Source organism: Pseudomonas sp. SG20052 (assembly GCF_031766055.1).
GTDB lineage: Bacteria > Pseudomonadota > Gammaproteobacteria > Pseudomonadales > Pseudomonadaceae > Aquipseudomonas > Aquipseudomonas mandelii.
In genome coordinates, this window is record NZ_CP134498.1 from 5,487,590 (window position 1) to 5,512,147 (window position 24,558).

General features: G+C 59.6%; 17 protein-coding genes. 5 read left to right on the plus strand and 12 right to left on the minus strand.

What is annotated here, in order from left to right:
• Positions 1–2 precede the first annotated feature (2 nt).
• The 4 genes from ptsP to treP form a co-directional block, all read right to left on the minus strand.
• Positions 3–2,537: a phosphoenolpyruvate--protein phosphotransferase gene (gene ptsP, locus RHP74_RS25150; RefSeq protein WP_311096563.1), complete on the minus strand. Its 2,535-nt coding sequence runs from the start codon at positions 2,535–2,537 to the stop codon at positions 3–5.
• A gap of 62 nt (positions 2,538–2,599) precedes the next feature.
• On the minus strand, positions 2,600–3,823 hold the full coding sequence (locus tag RHP74_RS25155; RefSeq protein ID WP_042933022.1) for a carbohydrate porin: 1,224 nt from the start codon (positions 3,821–3,823) through the stop codon (positions 2,600–2,602).
• Positions 3,824–3,928: 105 nt separating this feature from the next.
• A complete protein-coding gene (gene treC, locus RHP74_RS25160) occupies positions 3,929–5,575 on the minus strand; it encodes an alpha,alpha-phosphotrehalase (RefSeq protein ID WP_221107269.1) in 1,647 nt (548 codons plus the stop codon).
• 52 nt (positions 5,576–5,627) lie between these two features.
• A complete protein-coding gene (treP, locus tag RHP74_RS25165) occupies positions 5,628–7,070 on the minus strand; it encodes a PTS system trehalose-specific EIIBC component (RefSeq protein ID WP_102593576.1) in 1,443 nt (480 codons plus the stop codon).
• A 236-nt stretch (positions 7,071–7,306) separates the two neighbouring features.
• Here treP and treR point away from each other — a divergent pair, with 236 nt between their 5' ends.
• Both treR and RHP74_RS25175 read left to right on the plus strand, forming a co-directional pair.
• Positions 7,307–8,011 (plus strand): trehalose operon repressor, encoded by a 705-nt coding sequence (treR, locus tag RHP74_RS25170; RefSeq protein WP_010457814.1) that lies wholly within the window; start codon positions 7,307–7,309, stop codon positions 8,009–8,011.
• A 99-nt stretch (positions 8,012–8,110) separates the two neighbouring features.
• Positions 8,111–11,170 (plus strand): membrane-targeted effector domain-containing toxin, encoded by a 3,060-nt coding sequence (locus RHP74_RS25175; protein ID WP_311096564.1) that lies wholly within the window; start codon positions 8,111–8,113, stop codon positions 11,168–11,170.
• A gap of 71 nt (positions 11,171–11,241) precedes the next feature.
• Here RHP74_RS25175 and guaA read toward each other — a convergent pair whose 3' ends face one another.
• The 4 genes from guaA to RHP74_RS25195 all read right to left on the minus strand — a co-directional run bounded on the left by guaA (position 11,242) and on the right by RHP74_RS25195 (position 15,985).
• Positions 11,242–12,819: a glutamine-hydrolyzing GMP synthase gene (gene guaA, locus RHP74_RS25180; RefSeq protein WP_010457818.1), complete on the minus strand. Its 1,578-nt coding sequence runs from the start codon at positions 12,817–12,819 to the stop codon at positions 11,242–11,244.
• Between the two features lie 98 nt (positions 12,820–12,917).
• Complete coding sequence (guaB, locus tag RHP74_RS25185; protein ID WP_010457821.1) at positions 12,918–14,387, minus strand: IMP dehydrogenase; 1,470 nt, start codon at positions 14,385–14,387, stop codon at positions 12,918–12,920.
• A 117-nt stretch (positions 14,388–14,504) separates the two neighbouring features.
• Positions 14,505–15,053 (minus strand): sugar ABC transporter ATPase, encoded by a 549-nt coding sequence (locus RHP74_RS25190; protein ID WP_311096565.1) that lies wholly within the window; start codon positions 15,051–15,053, stop codon positions 14,505–14,507.
• 164 nt (positions 15,054–15,217) lie between these two features.
• The gene (locus tag RHP74_RS25195) at positions 15,218–15,985 is read right to left on the minus strand and encodes a sulfite exporter TauE/SafE family protein (RefSeq protein WP_311096566.1); all 768 of its coding nucleotides are present in this window, start codon (positions 15,983–15,985) and stop codon (positions 15,218–15,220) included.
• 124 nt (positions 15,986–16,109) lie between these two features.
• Between RHP74_RS25195 and xseA the strand changes: the two genes are divergently transcribed.
• Positions 16,110–17,489 carry an exodeoxyribonuclease VII large subunit gene (gene xseA, locus RHP74_RS25200; protein ID WP_010457826.1) on the plus strand — a complete coding sequence of 460 codons (1,380 nt, stop codon included), beginning with the start codon at positions 16,110–16,112 and terminating at the stop codon, positions 17,487–17,489.
• A 3-nt stretch (positions 17,490–17,492) separates the two neighbouring features.
• Positions 17,493–18,314, plus strand: coding sequence for a peptidoglycan DD-metalloendopeptidase family protein (locus RHP74_RS25205; protein ID WP_311096567.1), 822 nt, complete (start codon positions 17,493–17,495; stop codon positions 18,312–18,314).
• Between the two features lie 64 nt (positions 18,315–18,378).
• On the opposite strand, the gene RHP74_RS25210 is transcribed toward RHP74_RS25205, so the two are convergent.
• Entirely contained in the window at positions 18,379–18,735 is a 357-nt protein-coding gene (locus RHP74_RS25210) for a hypothetical protein (protein ID WP_311096568.1), read from the minus strand.
• Between the two features lie 395 nt (positions 18,736–19,130).
• On the opposite strand from RHP74_RS25210, the gene leuA reads away from it, so the two are divergent.
• Positions 19,131–20,810, plus strand: coding sequence for a 2-isopropylmalate synthase (gene leuA, locus RHP74_RS25215; protein ID WP_010457834.1), 1,680 nt, complete (start codon positions 19,131–19,133; stop codon positions 20,808–20,810).
• A gap of 204 nt (positions 20,811–21,014) precedes the next feature.
• Here the strand turns inward: leuA and RHP74_RS25220 are convergent, their stop codons facing one another.
• From RHP74_RS25220 to der, 3 genes are all read right to left on the minus strand, one after another.
• On the minus strand, positions 21,015–21,806 hold the full coding sequence (locus RHP74_RS25220; RefSeq protein WP_010457836.1) for an amidohydrolase: 792 nt from the start codon (positions 21,804–21,806) through the stop codon (positions 21,015–21,017).
• Entirely contained in the window at positions 21,794–22,942 is a 1,149-nt protein-coding gene (locus tag RHP74_RS25225; protein WP_077749337.1) for a pyridoxal phosphate-dependent aminotransferase, read from the minus strand. The genes RHP74_RS25220 and RHP74_RS25225 overlap by 13 nt, the downstream gene beginning before the upstream one ends.
• A 146-nt stretch (positions 22,943–23,088) precedes the next feature.
• Entirely contained in the window at positions 23,089–24,558 is a 1,470-nt protein-coding gene (gene der, locus RHP74_RS25230) for a ribosome biogenesis GTPase Der (protein ID WP_010457840.1), read from the minus strand.

Sequence of the window (24,558 nt, forward strand, 5' to 3'; positions counted from 1 at the left end):
GTTCAGTTCTCCAGAACCAGTGAAGTATCGACCGTCGCCTCGTGATACAGGCGCAATGCCTCGCGTACCTGTCCGGCACTTTCCAGGCCCAGCACTTGCTGGGCGATGGCCTGACAGTCCATCAGGTCCAGCTCACGAACCGCTGCCTTGATCGACGGAATCAACGGCACACTCACCGACAGTTCATCCACCCCGAGCCCCAGCAACAGCGGAACGGCCAGCGTCTCGGAGGCCATGGCGCCGCACACACCGACCCATTTGCCGTGGGCGTGCGCGGCCTTTACGGTGCTGGCAATCAAGCGCAGCACCGCCGGATGAAAGCTGTCGGCCTGACTGGCCAGCCGCGGGTGATCGCGGTCCATGGCCAGGGTGTATTGCGTGAGGTCGTTGGTGCCAATGGAAAAGAAATCCACCTCGGGTGCAAACAGGTCCGCCATCAGTGCCGCCGCCGGCACTTCGATCATGATGCCCAGCTTGGGCAGTTCCGTTAGGCCCAAAACCAGCGCCTCTTCTTCGAGCAGTTGCCGAGCCAGGCGCAACTCCGACAGCTGGGTAACCATCGGCAGCATGATGTGCAGGCGAGCGAGCCCGGCACTGCCAAGGATGGCCTTGAACTGATCACGCAACAGCTGCGGGCGCTCCAGGCACAAACGAATCCCGCGCATGCCGAGGAAGGGGTTGGTTTCGCTGTCCATCGGCACGTAGGCCAGCGGTTTGTCACCGCCGACGTCCAGGGTGCGCACCACCAGATTGCGCGTCGGCCCGAGTACTTTGGCGATGGCGTTGTAGGTAGACGCCTGCTCGTCATGGCTCGGCGCATGGTTGCGATCCAGATAGAGAAACTCCGAACGGAGCAAACCGACGCCCTCGCCTCCCAGTGCCATGGCCTGCTCGGCTTCCGCCAGCGAAGCGATGTTGGCCGTCACTTCAAAATGGTGACCGTCGCGGGTGCAGGCGGCCAGTGTTGCGTGCGCCAACTCATGCTGCCGGCGTTGCTGTTGAAGCTGGCGCTTGGCTTGCAGCTGTTCGATGGCCTGCAGATCCGGATCCAGCTGCAATTCGCCCTTGTCGGCATCGAGCAACACCTGGGTTCCATTGACCAGCGCCAGCACTTGTACCGGCAGTCCGCAGATCGCCGGCAAACCGAACGCCCGGGCGAGGATCGCGACGTGGCTGGTGGCACCGCCACCCACCGTGGCGAAACCCAGTACCTTGCGGGTATCGAGCCCGGCGGTCTGCGACGGCGTCAGTTGTTCGGCGATCAGGATCGCGCCTTCAGGCAGCTCCATCGCCTGATCCCGCACGCCGAGGATCAGTTTGAGCACCCGCTGACCCACATCGGCGAGGTCCGCCGCCCGCTCCGCGAGCAGGGCGTTACCCAGGCTCTTGAACAAGGTGGCTGCTGACTCGGTGGCCGAGCGCCACGCAAACCCGGCGCTTTTGCCTTCATCGATCAGCACGTGAGCCACTTCCAGCAAACCAGGGTCTTCGAGCAGCTCCTGATGCGCCTTGAAAATGTCGGCCTGCGCGTCGCTCTTGGCGTTGTCACGCAGCTGTTGCAGGGCCACCAGTGCTTCGGCCAGGGCACGGGACAGATGATCGCGTTCCACCTGCGGTGTTGAGCCGAGTTCATTCACTTCCAGGTTTTGTTCGACGATCTGTACCACATGGCCAAACGCCGACCCGGGTGATGCACAAACCCCGCGCAGCACCGTCAGCGATGAAGCCTCGACCGCATTCACCTCAACCTGCATCGGACCCGCGACCACTTCACCGCATCCAGTCAGCAGCAGTTCGGCCAGCGTCTTGATCGCCGCTTCCGCATCCGGACCGGCCGCGCTGACTTGCATGACATCACCGTGCGCCGTCTGCAACGCCATGATCGCCACCAGGGATTTCGCGTTCGCAGTCTCCTGCTTTTTATGCAGGTAGATGCTCGCCGAAAAAGCTTTTGCCGCCTGGGCGAATACCGCGGCTGGACGGGCGTGCAAGCCGTTGAGGTTGGCCAGCGTCACCGGTTTTGAAAACAGCGCTTCTTCCGCTGCGGTTAGCGGCGTATCGCTTGTCTGCTCGACAAGGTTCAGGCTCAGCAGCGGCTGGCCACTGTCTACCAGACCCGTTTCCGGCGCCAGCCAGGTGAACGGTTCTCCACTGACCACCAGCATCAACGTCAGCAGGCTGCGGGCATTCAATGCAACAAAATCGGCATCGAACTCGATCAGCGCCTGCCCAACGTCAACCTGCTGGCCTTCCTCCACCAGCCGCGTAAACCCGTTTCCGGCCAGGTTCACCGTGTCGAGGCCGATGTGCATCAACACCTGCACACCCTTTTCGTCAGTGATGCTGACGGCATGCCCACTGGCCTGCACATTGCTGACAACCCCGGCCAGCGGCGCGCACAAGGTCGTTGAAGTCGGGTCGATGCACAGCCCGTCGCCGATGACCCGGCTGGAAAACACCGGGTCGGGCACGAGGTCCAGTGGCACCAATACGCCTGATAGGGGGGCGTGCAGTTGCAATTGTTGGGGTGTGGCCATGACGTCACCTGCTGTTTTGTTCTTTGAAGTGCCGATGGAGCGCGAGGCTCCGACAGCATCGCTTATTTCCACCAATACTCGACCTGCAATCCGACATTCGCACCGTGCCGCGCCGTGCCGAAGGCGCCGGTATCGGACAATGCCGAGCCCGCCGCCAGTTCATTGGCTGCCCGTTTGGCCGCCTCGTTCCAGCTGGCATAGGTGTAATACAGACGCACTTCGGGCCGCGCCCAGAATTCCGGACCTTTGGGCGACCATGTCGGGGCGAAGGTGAACTTGCTCAGCTTGCGCGTGCCGCCCGCAGCTTCGACCTGATCGTGGCCCAGTTCGGTCACCAGTTTGAACTGCTCGGTGATCGCGTACGCCGGACGAATTCCCAGGGAAATCCAGTTCTGATCGGCCCCGTCCGGGCGAATGTCCTTCTGGTAAACCGCCTCGACTTGTCCGCCAAACCGTGGCGTCACTTGCCAGTCGAAGAACTCCACCACCCGGTAGCTTTTGTTGCTGTCGTCCAGCTTTACGTTGCCGGTATAGCCCAGCCCGGTGCCGGGGCCTTCGCCGTACTGGAAGGCCAGTTTGTTCTTGCCGCCCAGAAAACCTTTTTGCACATGCTGTGCGGTGATTGCCCAGCCGCGGTGTGCGTCGCGGCTGTCGGGTTTGTCGATGTAGCTCAGTCCGAGTTCCAGTTCACCACCGGGGTTGGTGCGGAAACCGGCGACGTTGAAATCGTGACGGTTGATGTAGTCCTTCTGATACAGGTTGTCCTTGCGCGAGAAGGCATAGCTGTATTTCAGATCGCCGATCAGCACATCCTCGATACCACCGCCCGTGGCGCTCTGGTTCCAGTAGTAGAAGTCGGAGATGTGGATGTCGTTTCGCTTGTAGTAACGCCGACCGGCCCACAGCGAACCGCCGTTGAGGCTCGGCATGTTCGACCACTGCGCGTACAACTGCGGCATGCGCACCGAGCCATTGTCGCCATTGAACGTCAGGTCCTTGTCGTACTGGTTATACAGAGAAGCCATGCCGTCGACGCTCAGCACCGAACCATCGTCCAGGGTGTACAGGTCCTGGCGAAGTTCAAGCTCACCGTACTGCTCACACTCGTTGCCCAAGCGGTATTTGGTCTGCGCGCCGGGCAGTTGGAAACACTGTTGTTTTCCACTGTTGACCGATGTCCCGACGCCGCTGCGCACGTAGCCGCCGAACTCCAGGGCCTGCGCTGACAACGGCAACGCCAGGCATAAGCTCGCGGCAGCAAGGCTGCAATTTAGTGTTGTTTTCAAGAACCACCCCATTATTTTTATTGTGTTGTTCCGCAAATTCGGCGCGCAAAACTCCCCCGCGCAGCGCTCTGCGTGTTTTTTAAAGTCGGTGTTTTTAGTGGTCGATCAGTCGGTCAGGTGCAAAACGAACGACTCATAGGGCCTTAAAGAAATCTGCCGGTTTCGCGGCGGACAGTTCGGGTAATTGCTGATGACCAGGCGTTGAGTCATGGCTTCGCTGATCACGTCATCGGGCAGTTCGACGTCGCACGGCGTGCCATAGAAGTTGTTCAGTACCAGCAAACGCTCGCCTTGACCTTCACGCACATACGCCCAGATTTGCGGGTGCTCCGGCAACAATTGCCGATAGACGCCATCGGAAATCAGCGCTTCGCTACGGCGCAGGGCAATCAACTGACGGTAGTGATGCAGCACGGAGTCCGGGTCGTCGAGCTGGGTGGCGACGTTGATCTGCGTCGCGTTGGCCGGCACGCCAATCCAGGGTTCTGCGGCGCTGAATCCTGCGTTCGGCTCGGTGTTCCAGTGCATCGGCGTACGGCCGTTGTCCCGGGATTTCTGCATGATCGCCGCCATGTTGTCGGCATCACTTGCACCGGCCTCCCGCTTGAGGCGAAAGATGTTGAGCGTCTCGACATCGCGGTACTGATCGATGTGATCAAACCCCGGATTGGTCATGCCCAGTTCTTCGCCCTGATACACAAATGGTGTGCCCTGAAGGAAGTGCAGCGCGGTGCCGAGCATCTTCGCCGAGATCACCCGAAACTCGCCGTCATGGCCAAAACGCGACACCACCCGTGGCTGGTCGTGGTTACACCAGAACAACGCGTTCCAGCCACCGCCGGCCTGCATGCCGGTTTGCCAGTCCGAAAGAATGCGCTTGAGTTCGAGGAAGTCGAAGTCGGCGCGAATCCACTTCTGCAGGTTCGGGTAATCGACCTTCAGGTGATGAAAGTTGAAGGTCATCGACAGTTCTTTCGACTCTGGCTTCGAGTAGCGAATGCAGTGTTCCAGGCTGGTGGACGACATCTCGCCGACGTTGATCAGGTCGTGACCTTCGAAGACTTCGCGGTGCATTTGCTGCAAGTATTCATGTACGTTCGGGCCGTCGGTGTAGAAGCGTCGACCGTCGGTGTTGTCTTCTGGAAAGTCCGCTGGTTTGGAGATCAGGTTGATCACATCCAGACGGAAACCGCCCACGCCTTTATCGCGCCAGAAACGCATCATCTTGAAGACTTCGGCGCGTACGTTCGGGTTGTCCCAATTCAGGTCGGCCTGGGTGTGATCGAACAGGTGCAGGAAGTACTGACCGGTCTGCGCTTCGTATTCCCAGGCCGAACCACCGAACTTGGATTCCCAGTTGTTCGGCTGATCGCGCCAGATGTAAAAGTCGCGGTACGGGTTGTCGAGGCTGCTACGGGCCTGCTGGAACCAGGCGTGTTCGATCGAGGTGTGGTTGACCACGATATCGAGCATCAGCTTGATCCCGCGCTTGCCCGCCTCGGCAATCAGCAACTCACAATCGGCCATGGTCCCGTAACTCGGGTCGATGGCGTAGTAATCGCTGATGTCGTAACCGTTGTCGCGCTGGGGCGAACGCAGGAACGGCGTGATCCACAGGCAGTCGACACCCAGCCAGTGCAGGTAATCGAGCTTGGCCACGACGCCGAGCAAATCCCCCGTGGGGTTGCCGGCGTGGCTGTGAAAACTCTTCGGGTAGATCTGATAGATCACCGAACGTTGCCAGTCTTGCATGGCGCTATTCCTTCAATAATTTTGTCCAGGCCTTGCTCGGGAATCCGGTCTGTCAGGCAACCCGATACCCTGGCCGGATAATCTTCATGCTCAACCCACAGGTCAGAACAAACGGCACGACCATCGCAATCACCATTCCAATCACAAACATCGGAATGAACTGCGGAATGATCGAGATGAAACCGGGCAAGCCACCCACACCGATGGCCGAGGCCTGGACCTTGTTCAGCGACAGGAAGATGCAACCCAGGGCCGAGCCGCACAGGGCCGCATAGAACGGAAACTTGTAGCGCAGGTTGACCCCGAACATGGCCGGTTCGGTGATGCCGAAATAGGCGGAAATCGCCGAGGTCGAGGCCATGCTTTTGTCGCGGACACTGCGGGTCATGTAGAACACCGCCAGTGCCGCGCTGCCCTGGGCGAGGTTGGACATGACGATCATCGGCCAGATGAACGTGCCGCCCTGGGTGGAGATCAGTTGCAAGTCGACCGCGAGGAACATGTGGTGCATGCCGGTGATCACCAGCGGCGCGTAGAGCAGCCCGAAAATCGCCCCGCCGACCATCGGCGCGAGGTCAAACAGCATGACCACGCCTTCGGTGATGAGAATCCCCAGATGCCGGGTCACCGGGCCGATCACGGCCAGTGCCAACACGCCGGTGACCACAATGGTGGTAATCGGCACCACCAGCAATTGCACGGCGTTCGGCACCCGCGCCCGCAGCCATTTTTCGATGACGCTCATGACATAGGCCGCCAGCAGGATCGGCAGGATTTGGCCCTGGTAACCGACCTTCTCGATCTGGAACAGCCCGAGGATGTCGAAGTACGGCAGGCTCTGCCCGTCCAGCCCGGCCACCGCTTTGCCGTAGTTCCAGGCGTTGAGCAGGTCCGGGTGAACCAGCATCAGGCCGAGCACGATGCCGAGAATTTCGCTGCCACCAAACCGCTTGGCCGCCGACCAGCCCACCAGTGCCGGCAAGAACACAAACGAGGTGTTGGCCATCAGGTTGATCAGGCTCCAGAGCCCGTCGAGTTTCGGGTAGGCATCCAGCAGGGTCTGGCCTTCGATGAACATCCCCTTGGCGCCGATCAGGTTGTTGATGCCCATCAACAGCCCCGCAATGATCAACGCCGGCAGGATCGGCATGAACACGTCGGAAAACACCCGCACAAGACGCTGCATCGCGTTTATCTTGTCGGCGCTTTTTTGTTTAACGTCGGCGATGGTTGAGGCGGCTAGACCGGTTTGACGGCGCAGTTCGGCGTACACCTTTTCAACCTCGCCGGGGCCGATGACCACCTGGAACAGGCCGCCGGTGAAGAATGAGCCTTTCACCAGGTCAATCTGATTCAGCGTGGCGCTGTCGACCAGGCTGGGGTCCTTGAGGGCCAGGCGCAGACGTGTGACGCAGTGCGCGGCCTGCTCGAGGTTGTCGCTCCCACCGAGGCTTTGCAGCAGCTCGCTGGCGATGTTCGGATAGTCGTGGCTCATGCTTTTCTTCCGCTGTAGTTTTTTGTTTTTGGCAGCACGCCGAAGCGAAAAGTACTCGTCTGTACGAGTTAAAGCAACAACTCGTACAGACGAGTTTGATTTTGTTTACTATGACCCCGTCAATCGGCGACTTTTCCTACCTCCCGAAACGATGAAACCCAAAGCCGCATGGACAAACCCCTACCCTGCCCTTAAGGTTCGAAACCTTGAGTACATCGCGGCACAGAGCCATCCCCATGAGTAAATACAACCAGATCTACAGCGATCTGCTTGCCAGCATCACGACCGAACGTCTGGAACGCGGCGCCCGGTTGCCTTCCGAAACCGAATTGATGGACACCTATCAGGCCAGCCGCGGCACCGTGCGCAAAGCCATCGAGCAATTGCAGGAGCGCGGTTTCGCCCAGAAAGTCCACGGTAAAGGCACTTTCGTGTTGTCGACCAACCCGATCGAATTCCAGTTGGGCGGCATCGTCAGCTTCCAGGAGACCTATCCGCGACTGGGCAATGACGTCAGCACCGAGGTGGTCGAATTCACCCAAATCCCCCTCGAAGGCCCGCTGCTCGACCACATCAAGGCTGAAGAAGGCAGCCTGATCACGCGGATCAAGCGCGTTCGGCGGATTGACGGCAAACGCGTGATCCTCGACATCAACCATTTCGTCAGCGACGTGATTCCCGGCCTGAACCGCGACATCGCCGAGCAGTCGATCTACGCCTTCATCGAACAGACCCTGCAGCTGCAAATCGCCTACGCCCAGCGCACCATCGAAGCGGTCCCTCGAAGCAAGGACGACCAACACCACCTGGACCTCGACGGCCAGAGTCATGTGATCGTGGTCAGCAACCAGACGTTCCTGCAGGACGGTCGCCAATTCGAATACACCGAATCACGGCATACCCTCGACAAGTTCTACTTTTCAGATGTGGCACGGCGCTGACCCTACACGGTCACGAAAGGCATGTGGGCATAACTATGTAGTGCACTTGCCTTGAGCAAACGGGTCATCCTCACGGCCCATTTCTCAAGGAGCGAGATCATGCCTGCCGATCAAAGTACTGAAGCGTTACCCAATGCTGCCGACAGGGAGCAGCTGAAAACGATTGCCCCCGTCGTTGTCACAGCCTGTCCGGGGTTGAAGGAAGAAGCCCACGCGGTCGCCAGTGAAATCCTGAAAAAACACGGCATCACCGACAAGGACCCTGACCAGGTCTGGTGGCATCGGTTCGATAACGTCTCAGCCAGCAGCACCAAGGCCTTTCTGAGTTGGGAACACGCCCCCAAGCCCTGTGAATCACTGACCCTGACGCAACTGGTGATCCAGGGATATCGTGTGACCGATCAAGACGACGCCCTCGAACTGAACAGTAACGGCGGGTTTTACACTGAAGACGCAAACGCCAGCATTTTCAATGAAACCAACGAGGTGCGGATGTACCCCAGCAAGGTCCTCACAGACCTGTGGGAGATGAACCTCAGTGAACGCTACCTGAATAAGCTGAACGCTTTCTGGACCACGCATTTCGATGACTTCCGGACCCTGGCCAAATCCAGCTACCTCAGCAAAGCGGTCGAGGCGCGGCAAAACGGTCAGCTGGAAGAGGACGATTTCCAGACCGTCGTAAGGGCCGTTGTCGCTGACGCAGCCTGGCCGATTACCCTGGCGACGCTGCAATCCCAAACCACGGCGCCTGCGGATCTTCGTGTCTGCGCCCTGGATGTCGCAGGGCACGTCGCCACCGATATTCTGCGCATCGTTGACCGCAACGGCCGACAGATCACTTATGTTCCCGGCGCCGCACAGGCCTTCCACGTGCATCCCACACAAACGGACATGCACTGGTGGATGTTGCTGCAAATGAATGAGGCGCAGCCGCGCACCGAGTTCATGACCCATTTCCCGCTGTCGGTTCGCAAGGAAGTCCATGACAACATCACTCCGCTGATGAACCAGCTGGTCGGCACCTGGGGAAAATACGACCATCACCTGATCAATCAGAAAAACATCACCATCAGTGGCGATGCCTTCGCCTGGCAGAGCCGGGCAGTCCAGAGCACGATGCTGGAAGAGGCGGACCTGACGCTGGTGACCCACGGACAAATGCGCAAACAGCTCTGGCTGGGTTACCTGAGTGCCGGTCTGCATGTTTTTGGTCCCTTGGCGATGATGGGCTGGCCAATCGCGCTGCCGGTGATCGGTGCCAGCCTCGCCGCGATGGGTTTGAACATCGACAAGGCGGTGAATGGCAAAACGGCGGCGCAGCGCAAGGCCGGCGTCATTGGCGCGGTGCTCGATGGCATCAATGCGCTGTTCAACATTCCGCTGCTCAAGGAAGTCAACGTATTGGAAGACGTCGGGGCTGCGGCCGAGGCGGCTGAAGCGACCGAGATGGCGGATTTGAACAAGACCCTCAATCCGGAAGAAAGCGTCGTCACGCAAGACCCTCTGGCGCCCGGAGAGTCAGAGCAAGGGCCTCTGCAACCGGGTGTGTTGCCGACCCTGCCCGAGGAAACCGCCGAAGCTTTTGAAGTGCCGGAGCACTACCAAAGCAATGAAATCCTCGAAAACTACCCGATGGCCACGAGCGGAAAATTCCAGGGTATCTATACGCTGGACTCAAACCCTTCCACCGCCATCATGATGAACGATCAGGCTTATTACGTGCGCTACGAAGCCGACATCAACGGTGGCGGTACGTGGGCGATCATCGACCCCAGTCATCCGCAGGCGTCCACGGGATCGATTCCCGTACGCCTGAATGACGAGGGCGAATGGGAGTTGGCACCCACAGCCGGATTGAAAGGCGGCGGCAAAGGCCTCAGCAAGCCTGCGCCCGTACCCGGTCCTTCCAGGCCGACGACTCACGCCCGGCCAAGGTCTGATTTTTTCAGTCATTTGACGCGATACGATGCACCCAATGGACGTTCGCTGAACTTCCTGGCCCTGGGAAAGCCGGAAACCCATATAAAAGTCGTGGCCATGCCTAACGGGTTCATCAGAGGAGTCTCCCCCTACGAAGAGTATGTCGCTGGGCGTCGAGCGGTGCTGATCAGGGATGCGATCGTATTCCAGACCCCGGAGGACTTTTTTGCCTCGTTGCCCGCCCGGCCGGTGCAGCCCGTGATCACACCCTCCACCACCGTGACGGAACTCATCGAGAACATTTTCAACACTGCGCCCGGCCTTGTCGTCGGTGAAAGTCAGGATCGAATTGCCAGCATGCGGTTCCTGATCGAGAACATGCAGACCCTGGCGAAACAAGGCGTCAAGACGATCTACATGCATCGCCTGCTCAACGACTTCAATCAGGTCGACCTGAACGAGTTCGCCGAAACCGGGGACATGCATGGGATGCTGGAGAAATACCTGCAGAAACTGCCAGGTGATCCTGCCGGACAGTACACCCCCCTTGAAGTCGTCAAAGCGGCCCAGCAGAACGGCATTCGAATCCAGGCCACCGATTGCCTGGCGAGTTATCGCTACACAGATTCAAACTTCCGTGCCATCTCACGACAATCCGTCAAGACCTACCTCACCCATACCATCATGCAAGCCACTCAAGCCCGCAATGGCGGCGGAAAATGGCTGGCGCTCACCGACCAGGAGAGTACAAACACATTCAGGGGGATGGCCGGCATCAGCGAAACGGAGGGAGGTATCGGTCTACGCATCGAAGAAGTGGGCCCAGACCAGCCTATGCACCTGGGCATCGACCATGGCATCGAGGTCGGCCGTGATGTTTCGGAGGCCGGCGCTCAAATGCGCGGTGATTTCGACACCCTGTATGCCGACATCAGCTTGCAGATGCCGACTCCGGTCATTCAACGATCGTCTGAGCAAATCAATCAGCTGCTGTTCCGCCAGGGCATGTTCACCATTGAAAGGTCGGAAGACACGTTGACGCTGATCCATCGCAGCCGGTCGAATCAGATTGTGCGAACGATGATTGAGCGAACGGCGAATGGGGGCTTTCTGATCAACCGCCCTGCCTGGGCCGCCGTGCATCAGGTCACTTACGCGAATCTGATCAGCCTTGTCCACGCGCTCAATCGCATGGGCCTGATGCTTGAAGGGCGCCTGCCCACTGTAGCGGCCTGATCGCAAAAAGGCCCCGTGAACTCACGCTCACGGGGCCTTTCAGGTGTTACGGGCGATCAGTCAGACCGGGATCATTCCCACTCGATCGTCGCTGGCGGCTTGCTCGACACGTCGTAAGTCACGCGGGAGATGCCTTCGATTTCGTTGATGATCCGGCCGCTGACGGTTTCCAGCAGTTCGTAAGGCAGGTGGGCCCAACGCGCGGTCATGAAGTCGATGGTTTCCACTGCACGCAGGGCCACGACCCAGGCGTAACGACGGCCATCACCAACCACGCCAACCGATTTCACCGGCTGGAACACCACGAAGGCCTGGCTGACTTTGTGGTACCAGTCGGCTTTGCGCAGTTCTTCGATGAAGATGTGGTCGGCGCGACGCAACAGGTCGGCGTATTCCTTCTTCACTTCACCGAGGATGCGCACGCCCAGGCCCGGGCCCGGGAACGGGTGGCGGTAGACCATGTCGTACGGCAGGCCGAGTTCCAGGCCCAGACGACGGACTTCGTCCTTGAACAGCTCGCGCAGGGGTTCAACCAGCTTGAGGTTCATTTCTTCCGGCAAGCCACCCACGTTGTGGTGCGACTTGATCACGTGGGCCTTGCCGCTTTTGGCGCCAGCCGACTCGATCACGTCCGGGTAGATGGTGCCTTGAGCGAGGTACTTGATGTTGTCCAGTTTGTTGGACTGGGCATCGAAGACGTCGATGAAGGTACGGCCGATGATCTTGCGCTTCTTCTCCGGGTCGGACTCGCCGGCCAGGTTGTTCAGGAACTGGTCTTCAGCGTTGGCGCGGATCACCTTGACGCCCATGTTCTCGGCGAACATGGCCATCACTTGCTCACCTTCGTGCAGACGCAGCAGGCCGTTGTCGACGAAGACGCAGGTCAGCTGGTCGCCGATGGCTTTGTGCAGCAGCGCGGCAACCACCGAGGAGTCAACGCCGCCGGACAGGCCGAGCAGCACGTTGTCAGTGCCGACCTGGGCGCGGATATTGGCGATGGCGTCTTCCGCAATCTTCGACGGCGTCCACAGGGCTTCACAGCCGCAGATGTCGAGGATGAAGCGCGACAGGATGCGACCGCCCTGCTTGGTGTGGGTCACTTCCGGGTGGAACTGCACGCCGTAGTAGCCACGAGCATCGTCGAACATGCCGGCAATCGGGCAGCTCGGGGTGCTGGCCAGGATGTGGAATTCCTGCGGCATCTTGGTGACCTTGTCACCATGGCTCATCCACACGTCGAGACCGAACAGGCCGTCAGCGTCGATGTGGTCTTCGATGCCGTCGAGCAGGCGGCTCTTGCCGACCACGTCGACACGGGCATAACCGAACTCACGCAGTTCGGAACCTTCAACCTTGCCACCCAGCTGTTCGGCCATGGTCTGCATGCCGTAGCAGATACCGAAGACCGGAACGCCCAGGTCGAACACCGCCTGCGGGCAGCGAGGGCTGTCGGCTTCGTGCACGGACTCGGGGCCGCCGGCGAGAATGACGCCTTTTGGAGCGAATTCGCGAATCGCGTCTTCATCCATATCGAACGGATGCAGTTCGCAGTACACGCCGATTTCGCGCACGCGGCGGGCAATCAGCTGGGTGTACTGGGAACCGAAATCGAGGATCAGGATGCGGTGAGCGTGAATGTCGAGGGCCATGATTCAGTCTCGTCTAGTAATTCAGAAACAGTCGTGATTCAGAAACAACTCGGGGCTGAATAAAACAGCCCCGGTTACTTAACGTTTTGCTTGAAGTCTCAACCTACGCGGTAGTTTGGCGCTTCTTTGGTGATCTGTACGTCGTGGACGTGGGACTCGGCCATGCCAGCGCCGGTGATCCGCACGAACTCAGGCTTGGTGCGCATTTCTTCGATGTCGGCACTGCCGGTGTAGCCCATCGAGGAACGCAGGCCGCCCATCAGTTGATGGATGATGGCGCTCAGGCTGCCCTTGTAAGGAACACGCCCTTCGATGCCTTCCGGAACCAGCTTCTCGGCACCCGCGGAGGAGTCCTGGAAGTAACGGTCGGAGGAACCCTGGGCCTGGGACATGGCGCCCAGCGAACCCATGCCGCGGTATGCCTTGTACGAACGACCCTGGAACAGTTCGATCTCGCCCGGGGCTTCTTCAGTACCGGCGAACATCGAGCCCATCATCACGCAGGAAGCACCGGCTACGATGGCCTTGGACAGGTCACCGGAGAAGCGGATGCCGCCGTCAGCGATCAACGGAACGCCAGTGCCTTCAAGGGCAGCGGCGACGTTGGCGATGGCACTGATTTGCGGGACGCCGACACCGGCAACGATACGGGTGGTGCAGATCGAGCCAGGGCCGATACCGACCTTGACCGCATCAGCGCCGGCTTCGGCCAGGGCCTTGGCAGCAGCGCCGGTGGCGATGTTGCCGCCGATGACCTGCACTTCAGGGAAATTCTGTTTGACCCAGCGAACGCGGTCGATCACGCCTTTGGAGTGACCGTGTGCGGTGTCGACCACCACCACGTCAACGCCGGCATTGACCAGGGCAGCGACGCGGTCACCGGTGTCTTTACCGGTACCGACTGCTGCGCCAACACGCAGACGACCTTGATCGTCCTTGCTGGCCAGCGGGTACGCCTTGGCTTTTTCGATGTCGTTGACGGTCATCATGCCTTTGAGGGCAAATTTGTCGTCGACGATCAGCACGCGTTCGATACGGTGTTTGTGCAACAGCTCGCGAACGTCGTTCTTGTCGGCGCCTTCCTTGACCGTGACCAGACGCTCTTTGGGCGTCATCACTTCGCGGACAGTGGCTTCCAGACGATTTTCGAAACGCACGTCACGGGAAGTGACGATGCCGACCAGGTCGCCATTGTGCAAAACCGGAACGCCGGAGATGTTGTGCAGACGGGTCAGTTCGAACAGTTCACGCACCGTGGCTTCAGCCTCGATGGTGATCGGGTCCTTGACCACGCCGGCCTCGTAACGCTTGACCTTGCGCACTTCGGCAGCTTGCTGCTCGATGGTCATGTTCTTGTGGATGATACCGATGCCACCTTCCTGAGCCATGGCGATTGCCAGACGGGCTTCAGTGACGGTGTCCATGGCGGCAGAAACCAGAGGAATATTCAGCTCGATGCCACGGGTAAGGCGGGTCTTGAGACTGACTTCGTTAGGAAGCACCTCGGAATAACCGGGCACTAGGAGAATGTCGTCGAATGTCAGAGCTTCTTGGCTGATACGCAGCATCGCGGGGGCTCCCGAGCGGGAAAATGGAAGCGCGCCATTATAGTCAGACACCCCCTCGTGTTCAATGTAAAACTCTTTCTATTATTAGCATTACTGATATACGGGGATTGTCGCTTCCTACAACTCGACTTTCACCGAACTGACGGGCTGATCCAGCCAATCGGCAAACTCATCGATAAAGCTCTGCTTGAACCCGGCCTCGGCCCAGTTGTTAAAGATGAACCCCAGGTTGGAAAAGCCGCATTCCTGCAGGAAAAGAAAGCCGTTGATGTCGTCTTCATGCCCGCATTCCGGGCAGGTGAAGTTATCGGTGCGACCTGGCATCCACTCCTCCAGGCTTTCGAACAGCGCTTCGCCGACTTCCTTGCGGCACTCGGCGCAACCCGCCTCCCCCAGGAATCCCTTGGCCGGCGTGTAGATGCAGCGCTTGGTGATGATCTCCAGGCCATTGATCGGCTCGCCGAACGGCAGCGCTTGTGGGTGCAACACCACGGCGCGGGCACCGTCGGCGATGGCGTGGCCCATGCGGTTACCGGTACGGCCACACGTGGTCAGCTCTTCCTTGATGATGTTCTTGCGCACCAGCCAGCGCACGACCGCCCGGGCCCGGGGTTCGTGTACCGGCAGTGTGGAGATTTTCGGGACGATGATGCTTTGCGAATTCATGGTGCAAGCCTACTGCGTCAATTGGATGTTTCTGCGGTGTTCTTACTGACGCCTTCGCGGGCAAGCCTCGCTCCTACCGGAAAAGTTTGCGAACGACTGTAGGAGCGAGGCTTGCCCGCGAAGGCATCGGAACGGCCGGCAGCTTAATCCCTGACGAAATCCGGTCAAGTACTCAAATAACGCCCGATCAAGGCAATCCCGCTCGCCAGCACCAACCAGGTCACCAGCCGCACGAACGCCTCGCGGGACAATCTCAGGGTCAATCGCCGCCCGACCCACAGCCCCACGGCCATGGCCGGCAATAGACACAGGGCCAATATCAATAAGGGTAGCTCGGCATAGACACCTGCGACGGCAAACAGGCTCAAGCGCACCACGGTGCTGCAACTGATCAGCGCACTCTGGGTCGCCCGTGCCGCCTCTTTCGGCAACCGGCTGTTCAAATAGATCGCATATAAAAAGCCGCCACTGCCAAACAGCGCCCCGAACAGCCCACCCACAGTGCCCATCGGCATGGCCCAACCGGCGGACAATTGCGTCGGCCGGGTTTTGACCCACAGGCTGTAAATCGCATAAGCGCTGATGAACAGCCCCATCAACAGCAATAACACATCGGATTTGAGGTTCAGCAGAAAGATCACCCCCAACGTGCAGCCCACCGCCATGCAGGGCAGCAGCCGCAGCAACTCGGGCTTTGCCACATCCCGCCGCGAAGGCAGCAGATTGCCAAACGCTGCGACAAAATCCAGCAGCACCAGCAACGGCACGATCTTCGACAGCGGCATGAACAGAATCAGAATCGGCCCCGCCACCAGCGCAGTGCCAAATCCGGCGATACCAAACACAATATAGGCTAGGGCAATGCCCAGCCCGATCACCAGCCAATCCGTGGCGCCGAATGGCCATGGGGTCAACAGCTCAAGCACACTCATTCCCTCGTCTTCCCTGAATCCCGGGGCTGACTTTACTCCTTATGGGAGCGCGCAGGCCCGCTCTCACAAGGGATTTGTGCGCACTCATGGAGATTGTTCGACGAATGCCTTTATCATGCGCCCCATGATTAAAGATCCCTTTGCAAGACTCGGCCTGGACCGTGAAGTCCTGACTGTCAGCCAGCTCAACGGCCGCGCGCGGGTGTTGCTCGAAGACGTGTTCAGCAACATCTGGGTCGAAGGCGAAATCTCCAACCTCGCCCGCCCGGCGTCCGGCCACGTGTATTTCACCCTCAAGGACAGCGGTGCCCAGGTCCGTTGCGCGCTGTTTCGGCAGAACGCAGCACGGGTTCGCCAGGCGCTGAAGGACGGCCTGGCGGTCAAGGTGCGCGGCAAGGTTTCGCTGTTCGAGGGGCGTGGCGACTATCAGCTGATCCTCGACACCGTGGAGCCGGCCGGTGACGGTGCGCTGCGTCTGGCGTTCGATGCACTGAAGGAAAAACTCAGCGCCGAAGGCCTGTTCAGCGCCGAGCGCAAAGTGCCGTTGCCGGCGCATCCGCAGCGCATCGGCATTATCAGTTCGCCGACTGGCGCGGTGATTCGCGACATCATCAGCGTCTTTCGCCGCCGCGCACCGCAGGTTCAACTGACTCTGATCCCGACCGCCGTACAGGGCCGCGAAGCGACTGCGCAAATCGTCCGCGCGCTGAAACTGGCGGACGCTCGCGGTTTTGATGCGCTGATCCTCGCCCGTGGCGGCGGTTCGCTGGAAGACCTCTGGTGTTTCAACGAAGAAGCCGTGGCCCGCGCCGTGGATGCGTGCGTGACGCCGATTGTCAGCGCCGTCGGCCATGAAACCGATGTCTCGATCAGTGACTTCGTCGCCGACGTCCGCGCCCCGACGCCCTCCGCCGCCGCCGAATTGCTCGCGCCGGATTCCAGCGACCTGGTGCGCCGGGTCGAAAGCCTGCACCGGCGCCTGGTGATGCGCATCCGCGACCGCTTGATGCGTGACCGTCTGCGCCTGGAAGGCATGTCTCGCCGCTTGCGCCATCCCGGCGAACGTCTGCGCCAACAAGCGCAACGTCTGGACGACCTGGACATGCGCATGCGCCGCGCGTTCGAACGCAGCCTCAATACCCGTCGCGAACGCTTGATTCGTCTGGAAACCCGCCTCGCCGGGCAACACCCGGGACGGCAATTGGCAATGCTTCGTCAGCGCCTCGACAGCTTCGCCGAGCGCCTGCCGCGAGCCATGCGCGAAGGGCTCAAGTCCCGTCGCCTGCAATTGCAAAGTCAGGTGCAGACGCTGCAAGTGGTCAGCCCGCTGGCGACCCTGGCCCGTGGCTACAGCATTCTGCTGGATGAACGCGGCAACGCGATTCGCAGCGCCGAGCAAACCCATACCGGTCAGCGCCTGAAAGCCAAACTGGGCGAAGGCGAGCTGCACGTCCGGGTCGAAGACAATCACCTGACGCCTGTCACCCTTTCTTTACTGGATTGATCCATGCCGCGTTTTTTAGCTCCGCTGCTGTTGCTATGCCTGACCTTCAATGCCCACGCCGACAGCTACATCACCCGCCTGTTGAATAAACCGGTGCCGGGGGGCGTGGCCGTGGTGGACCTGGGTGCTTCTGCACAGGCGCCAAAAGCCAGCTACCAAGGCAAGTCGGTGCTGGTGGTCAAGGAACAGAACAATTGGCTGGCGATTGTCGGCGTGCCATTGACGGTTAAACCGGGCACGCAGCAGGTCAGCAGCGGCGGTCGCATCCTGAGTTTCACGGTCGGCAACAAGAAGTATCCGGAACAGCACATCACCCTGAAAAACACGCAGCAGGTCAATCCGAACCCGGAGAACCTTAAGCGCATCGAAGGTGAACTGGCCGAGCAAATCGCCGCCTACCGCACGTTCAGTCCGAACACCCCGAGCAACCTGCTGCTGGACAAACCGGTCAACGGGCCGCTGTCGAGCAAGTTCGGTGTGCGCCGGTTCTTTAATGGCGAAGAGCGCAATCCCCACTCGGGCCTGGATTTCGCCGTGGGCGCCGGCACACCGATCAAGACTCCGGCGGCGGGCAAGGTGATCCTGATCGGCAACTACTTCTTTAATGGCAATACGGTGTTCGTCGACCATGGGCAGGGCTTTATCAGCATGTTCTGCCATATGTCGAAGATTGACGTGAAGGTGGGGCAGCAACTGGCGCGCGGCGGTGTAGTCGGGAAAGTCGGCGCCACCGGGCGGGCGACCGGGCCGCACATGCACTGGAATGTCAGCCTGAATGATGCGCGGGTGGATCCGGCGATTTTTATTGGTGCTTTCCAGCCCTGAATCTTCTTTGAGGCGACTGGCCCATTCGCAATCAGACTCGCGATAGGGCCATCACTGCCGCCGCTTATTCAGCGTCCAGATCCTCAATACCATGGACCTCCCGGTTCGCCAGACAATTGCTGATCCATGTTTGAGTGTCTTGCGAGAAGCCAGCCAATTCTTCAGCCGTGATCAACTCGCGGGCACACAACGCCAGCAAGTGAGAACTGGCGTCATCGCGTGAGAACCTGAAAGCGCCAAATGCCCAATACAGCTCCTTTTGTCCGGCTTTGAGCAGCTCTTCGCTCGCTTCAATTCGATCATAAGGCGCTTGGCTTCTATCCAGCACCGTGCGCTCGACTTCGTCCATGATCCGGTTACACATCCGCTCATGGGCCAACGGGCGCAACGCACTGTAAAGCTTCCAATCCGACTCGTTCATTGCTGACTCCTGCATTCCAGTCGTCTGGTTGAGGCTTTAAGAATAGCTGCCGTCGCCAAGACAAGGCTGCCAACTTTCAATTGCGCCCTCTTCAAACCTCGCGCAAACATCAACACAATCACCCGGCCGAACCGCAATAAAATCGCGATAATCCCGACTATTCGAGTATTCCTCTCAATTTTTTTCGACTGCTTGCCATCCTCAATCACGGCGGTTAGGGTTGAAGGCATGAAAACCTCTCACACCCTCATTCAGCTTCGTCAGCACCGCAGCCTGTGCCTCGTCAGTGCACGACTGCCAGGCTGAATCGCGGTGCCTCGCCCCACGCTTTTCCCCAAGAACATTGATCCACCGGCAGGCCGCCTTTTTTCGGCCCACACAATAAGGATTTCCCGATGAGCATGCTCAAAGACCCGTCTTCGAAATACCGCGCGTTCCCGACCATCGACATCCCGGACCGCACCTGGCCATCGAAGACCATCACCGCAGCGCCGATCTGGTGCAGTTCCGACCTTCGTGACGGCAACCAGTCGCTGATCGAGCCAATGGACGCGGTCAAGAAGCTGCGTTTCTGGAAGACGTTGGTGCAAGTCGGTGTGAAAGAGATCGAAGCGTCGTTCCCGGCCGCGTCGCAAACCGACTTCGACTTCGTGCGTACCCTGATCGAAGGCAACCACATCCCGGACGACACCACCATCCAGGTGTTGACCCAGGGCCGTGAAGACCTGATCGAGCGCACTTTCGAATCCCTGCGCGGGGCGAAGAAAGCCATCGTTCACTTGTACAACGCGACCTCCCCGTCCTTCCGCCGCATTGTCTTCAACCAGGACAAGGAAGGTGTCAAGGCCATCGCCGTGAACGCCGCCAAGCTGTTCGTCAAATATGCCGCCCAGCAACCGGACACCCAGTGGACCTTCGAATACTCGCCGGAAACCTTCAGCGCGACCGAATTGGAGTTCGCCAAGGAAGTCTGCGACGCGGTCATCGACGTCTGGAACCCGACGCCTGAGCACAAGGTGATCCTCAACCTGCCGGCCACCGTCGAATGCGCGACCCCGAACATCTATGCCGACCAGATCGAATGGTTCGGCCGTCACATCAACCGTCGTGACAGCGTGATCATCAGCCTGCACACCCACAACGACCGTGGTACAGGCGTGGCGGCCACCGAACTGGGCCTTATGGCCGGTGCTGACCGTGTCGAAGGCTGCCTGTTCGGTAACGGCGAGCGTACCGGTAACGTTGATCTCGTGACCGTGGCACTGAACCTCTACACCCAGGGCATTCATCCTGAGCTGGACTTCTCCGACATCGACGGCGTGCGCAAAGTCGTTGAAGAATGCAACCAGATCCAGGTGCACCCACGTCACCCCTACGTCGGCGACCTGGTTCACACCGCGTTCTCCGGCTCGCACCAGGACGCGATCCGCAAGGGCTTTGCCCAGCAGAAACCGGACGCCTTGTGGGAAGTGCCGTACTTGCCGATCGACCCGGCCGACATCGGCCGCAGCTACGAGGCGGTGATCCGCGTCAACAGCCAGTCGGGCAAGGGCGGTATCGCCTACTTGCTGGAACAGGAATACGGCATCAGCTTGCCGCGTCGCATGCAGATCGAGTTCAGCCAGGTGGTACAGCGTGAAACCGATCGCCTCGGCTTGGAGATGACCGCCCAACAGATCCACGCGTTGCTGCACAGCGAGTATTTGCAGGCCAACACCCCGTATGCGCTGGTCAGCCATCGCCTGCAGGAAGAAAACGGTCACAGTGCCGTGGAAGTGGAAGTCTCGGGCAAAGGCCAGGGCGAAACCAACCTGCACTGGCGCGGCAAGGGCAACGGCGCGCTGGAAGCCTTGGTGGCCGGCCTGCCGATCCCGGTGGAAATCATGGACTACAACGAACACGCAATCGGCGCGGGCACCAATGCCAAGGCAGCGGCTTACATCGAACTGCGTGTGAACGGTGAACGTGCGGTGCATGGCGTCGGTATCGATGAAAACATCACCACCGCGAGCTTCAAGGCCCTGTTCAGCGCGCTGAACCGCTCCCTGAGCCAGCCGGAAGCGAAAGCGGCGTAAGCGTTCGCGGCAATGCAAAAGGCCCCGAGGTGAAAACCTCGGGGCCTTTTTGTTTGCCTGGCATTTTTAGGGTGCCTGTCATGGCCTCTTCGCGAGCAGGCTCACTCCCACAGGAGGCTTCGGGTGCACACAAAATCTCTATTCACGCGATCCACTGTGGGAGTGAGCCTGCTCGCGATGAGGCCGGCTCAGGCTGCCGAGATATCAGGTGAACTCGAACGTATCAGCATCGAGATTCGCCGGAAACCGTGTGCGATAGGCTTGCAGATCCGCCGCATTCAGCACGACCTGGAACACGCCATCGGCTTCGCCGGCACTGAGCAATGTCTCACCCTGAAAATCCAGCACCTGGCTATCACCAGTGTAAGCAAAGCCTTTGCCGTCGGTACCAATGCGATTGACCGCCGCGACGTAGCACAGGTTTTCAATCGCCCGCGCTGGCAGCAAACGGTTCCAATGCTGACGACGCGCGCCGGGCCAGTTGGCGGTGTAGAGCAGCAAGTCAGTGTCTTGTGCATCGCGGCTCCAGACCGGGAAACGCAAGTCGTAGCAAATCAGCGGCCGCACACGCCAGCCCTTGAGCTCGAACTGCACCTGGCGCTCACCCGGTGTGTAGTGGTTGTGCTCACCGGCCATGCGGAACAGGTGACGCTTGTCGTAGTGCCAGACTTCCCCGTCCGGCCGCGCCCACAACAATCGATTGCGGTGGCTGCCATCAGCGGCCTGGACGATGACGCTGCCGGTGATCACCGCATCAAGTTTCGCCGCCTGGACACGTAGCCATTTGCTGGTCGGACCGTTTTCCGCTTCGGCGAGGGTCTGCGATTCCATGGAAAAACCGGTGGTGAACATCTCCGGCAGAATGATCAGATCCGCCCCGCGAGCCTGCTCAAGCAATGGCTCGAAATGCTCCAGGTTGGCCTGACGGTCGTGCCAGGCCAGGGTGGTCTGGATCAGCGCGACGTTCAGATTGGGCAGTGCACTCAGATCACGCATAGTTTTGCCGCTGCTTCACGCAACGTCTCCTCGCGTTTGGCGAAGCACAAGCGCACCAGGCGCTGGCCTTCAGGTGGTGTCTGGTAGAACACCGAGATCGGGATGCTCGCCACGCCATGTTCACGGGTCATCCACAGCGCCATTTCGACGTCATTGAGGTCCGGGCGGATCTGCGAATAATCGACCAACTGAAAATACGTGCCGGTCACGCGCTTGAAGCTGAAACGCGACGACGCCAGCAGATCGCAGAACAGATCGCGCTTGGCCTGGTAGAAACCCGGCAGTTCTTCGACGTGTTCAGGATGTTCGGCCATGAAGTCGGCCAAGGCGTATTGCAGCGGGGTCACGCCGCAGAAACTGACGTACTGGTGAACCTTGCGCAGCTCGGCGGTGAGCGCCGGCGGTGCGACCACGTAGCCGGTTTTCCACCCGGTGACGTGATAGGTCTTGCCGAAAGAACTGACCACGAAGGCGCGCTGATACAGCTCTTCGTGATTCAGCACGCTGACGTGAGGCACGCCGTCGAAGACCAGGTGTTCGTAGACTTCGTCACTGACGATGTAGATGTCGCGATCCCGAATCAACGCTGCCAACTGGTCCAGCTCAGCACGGCTGATCAGCGCGCCACTCGGGTTATGCGGAGCGTTCAGCACGATCATCCGCGTTCGCGGCGTAATCGCTTCGGCGAGTTTCTCGAAGTCGATGGAAAAATCATTCAGACCCAGTTGCACATGCACGCATCGCCCACCGGCCAGCTCCACCGACGGCTCGTAGCTGTCGTAGCACGGATCGAACACGATCACTTCATCGCCGCTGTGGATAACCGCTTGAATCGCACAGAAGATCGCTTGGGTGGCACCAGGAGTGACCGTCACTTCATGGTCGGCATCCACGCTGACGCCGTAGGTGCGGGCGATCTTCGCCGAAATCTGCTGACGCAGCGCCGGCAGGCCGGTCATCGGTGAATATTGGTTGTGGCCATTGGCAATGTGCCGACCGACCGCATCGCACAGGGCTTGCGGCGCATCGAAATCAGGAAACCCCTGGGACAGGTTGATCGCCCCGGTTTGCGCCGCGAGCTGAGACATCTGAGTGAAGATAGTGATGCCGACATTCGGCAGCTTACTGGTGATCATCGGTAGCCCCTTGCAGGTGAGCTGCAAGTTTCAAGCTGCAAGCTGCAAGTGGTCAAGCAACAAACCATCAGACACAAAAAAGGGCTCTGACTTGAGCCCTTTTCTGCAGTGACTTGAAGCGTGCAGCTTGAAACTTAAAGCTGCTTCTATTTCTTATCGCGGCGCTTTTTGTCGGCCTTTTTGTGGTGCGACATCATGCGACGCTTCTTGTTGACCTGACGGTCGGTGAGCGTGGTCTTTTTGCCTTCGAACGGGTTCTCGCCGCCCTTGAACTCGATGCGGATCGGCGTACCGACCAGCTTCAAGACACGACGGTAAGTGTTTTCCAGATAACGGACGTAAGACTTCGGCACCTTCTCGATCTGGTTACCGTGGATCACGATGATCGGCGGGTTCGCACCACCCAAGTGGGCATAACGCAGCTTGATCCGGCGGTTGTTGACCATCGGCGGCGCGTGCTCGCTGACCGCATCTTCCAGGATCGTGGTCAGGCGGTTGGTTGGCCAGCGGGTAACCGCGGACTTGAACGAGTTCTGTACGGAGGCATAGAGGTTGCCCACGCCCGTACCGTGCAGGGCCGAGATGAAGTGGATGTCGGCGTAGTCGACGAAGAACAGTCGACGTTGCAGCTCGACCTTCACGAAGTCACGCTCGCTCGGCGTCATGCCGTCCCACTTGTTGATCGCGATCACCAGCGCACGACCCGACTCAATGGCGAAGCCCAGCAGGTTGAGATCGTGATCGACCACACCCTCGCGGGCGTCCATCACAAAGATCACCACGTTGGCGTCTTTGATCGCTTGCAGGGTTTTGACCACGGAGAACTTTTCGACTTCTTCGTGGATCTTGCCGCGCTTGCGCACACCGGCGGTGTCGATCAGCGTGTACTTCTCGTCGTTACGCTCGAACGGGATGTAGATGCTGTCGCGAGTGGTACCAGGCTCGTCATAGACGATAACCCGGTCTTCACCGAGCATGCGATTGACCAGGGTCGACTTGCCGACGTTCGGGCGGCCGATGATGGCGATCTTGATCCCGTCTTTTTCGCTAGGGCCAGGAATGCGCTTGGCTTCCTCGCCTTCGGCAACGATCTCTTCCTCGCCTTCTTCCTGTTCGTCATCGTCTTTCGGGAAGTCGCTCAGGGCGATTTCCAGCATCTGGGTGATGCCACGACCGTGGGCGCCGGCGATCGGAATCGCGTGGCCCATGCCCAACGGGGCGAACTCGGCGCGGGCCATTTCAGGGTCGATGTTGTCGACCTTGTTGGCAACCACGTAGGAACGCTTGTTACGTTTGCGCAAATGCTCGGCGATCATCTGGTCGGCGGCGGTAAAACCGGCCTTGGCATCTACCAGGAACAGAACGACATCCGCTTCTTCAATGGCCAGCAACGACTGCTCGGCCATTTTTTCGTCCATACCGTGCTCGTCACCGGAGATACCGCCGGTGTCGACCAGAATGTAGGAACGCCCTTGCCACTTGGCCTCACCGTATTGGCGATCACGGGTCAGACCGGACAAGTCGCCGACGATGGCGTCGCGAGTCCTGGTCAGGCGGTTGAACAAGGTGGACTTGCCGACGTTCGGTCGGCCCACCAGGGCGATTACGGGAACCAT

Coding starts and splice junctions, on each gene's coding strand:
- treP (WP_102593576.1), bottom strand. CDS start 7,070: ATGAGCCACGACTATCCGAACATCGCCAGCGAGCTGCTGCAAAGCCTC.
- RHP74_RS25220 (WP_010457836.1), bottom strand. CDS start 21,806: ATGCGTGATCTGAGTGCACTGCCCAATCTGAACGTCGCGCTGATCCAG.
- RHP74_RS25205 (WP_311096567.1), top strand. CDS start 17,493: ATGCCGCGTTTTTTAGCTCCGCTGCTGTTGCTATGCCTGACCTTCAAT.
- RHP74_RS25225 (WP_077749337.1), bottom strand. CDS start 22,942: ATGATCACCAGTAAGCTGCCGAATGTCGGCATCACTATCTTCACTCAG.
- RHP74_RS25210 (WP_311096568.1), bottom strand. CDS start 18,735: ATGAACGAGTCGGATTGGAAGCTTTACAGTGCGTTGCGCCCGTTGGCC.
- xseA (WP_010457826.1), top strand. CDS start 16,110: ATGATTAAAGATCCCTTTGCAAGACTCGGCCTGGACCGTGAAGTCCTG.
- RHP74_RS25195 (WP_311096566.1), bottom strand. CDS start 15,985: ATGAGTGTGCTTGAGCTGTTGACCCCATGGCCATTCGGCGCCACGGAT.
- RHP74_RS25175 (WP_311096564.1), top strand. CDS start 8,111: ATGCCTGCCGATCAAAGTACTGAAGCGTTACCCAATGCTGCCGACAGG.
- RHP74_RS25190 (WP_311096565.1), bottom strand. CDS start 15,053: ATGAATTCGCAAAGCATCATCGTCCCGAAAATCTCCACACTGCCGGTA.
- treC (WP_221107269.1), bottom strand. CDS start 5,575: ATGCAAGACTGGCAACGTTCGGTGATCTATCAGATCTACCCGAAGAGT.
- guaA (WP_010457818.1), bottom strand. CDS start 12,819: ATGGCCCTCGACATTCACGCTCACCGCATCCTGATCCTCGATTTCGGT.
- ptsP (WP_311096563.1), bottom strand. CDS start 2,537: ATGGCCACACCCCAACAATTGCAACTGCACGCCCCCCTATCAGGCGTA.
- der (WP_010457840.1), bottom strand. CDS start 24,558: ATGGTTCCCGTAATCGCCCTGGTGGGCCGACCGAACGTCGGCAAGTCC.
- leuA (WP_010457834.1), top strand. CDS start 19,131: ATGAGCATGCTCAAAGACCCGTCTTCGAAATACCGCGCGTTCCCGACC.
- guaB (WP_010457821.1), bottom strand. CDS start 14,387: ATGCTGCGTATCAGCCAAGAAGCTCTGACATTCGACGACATTCTCCTA.
- treR (WP_010457814.1), top strand. CDS start 7,307: ATGAGTAAATACAACCAGATCTACAGCGATCTGCTTGCCAGCATCACG.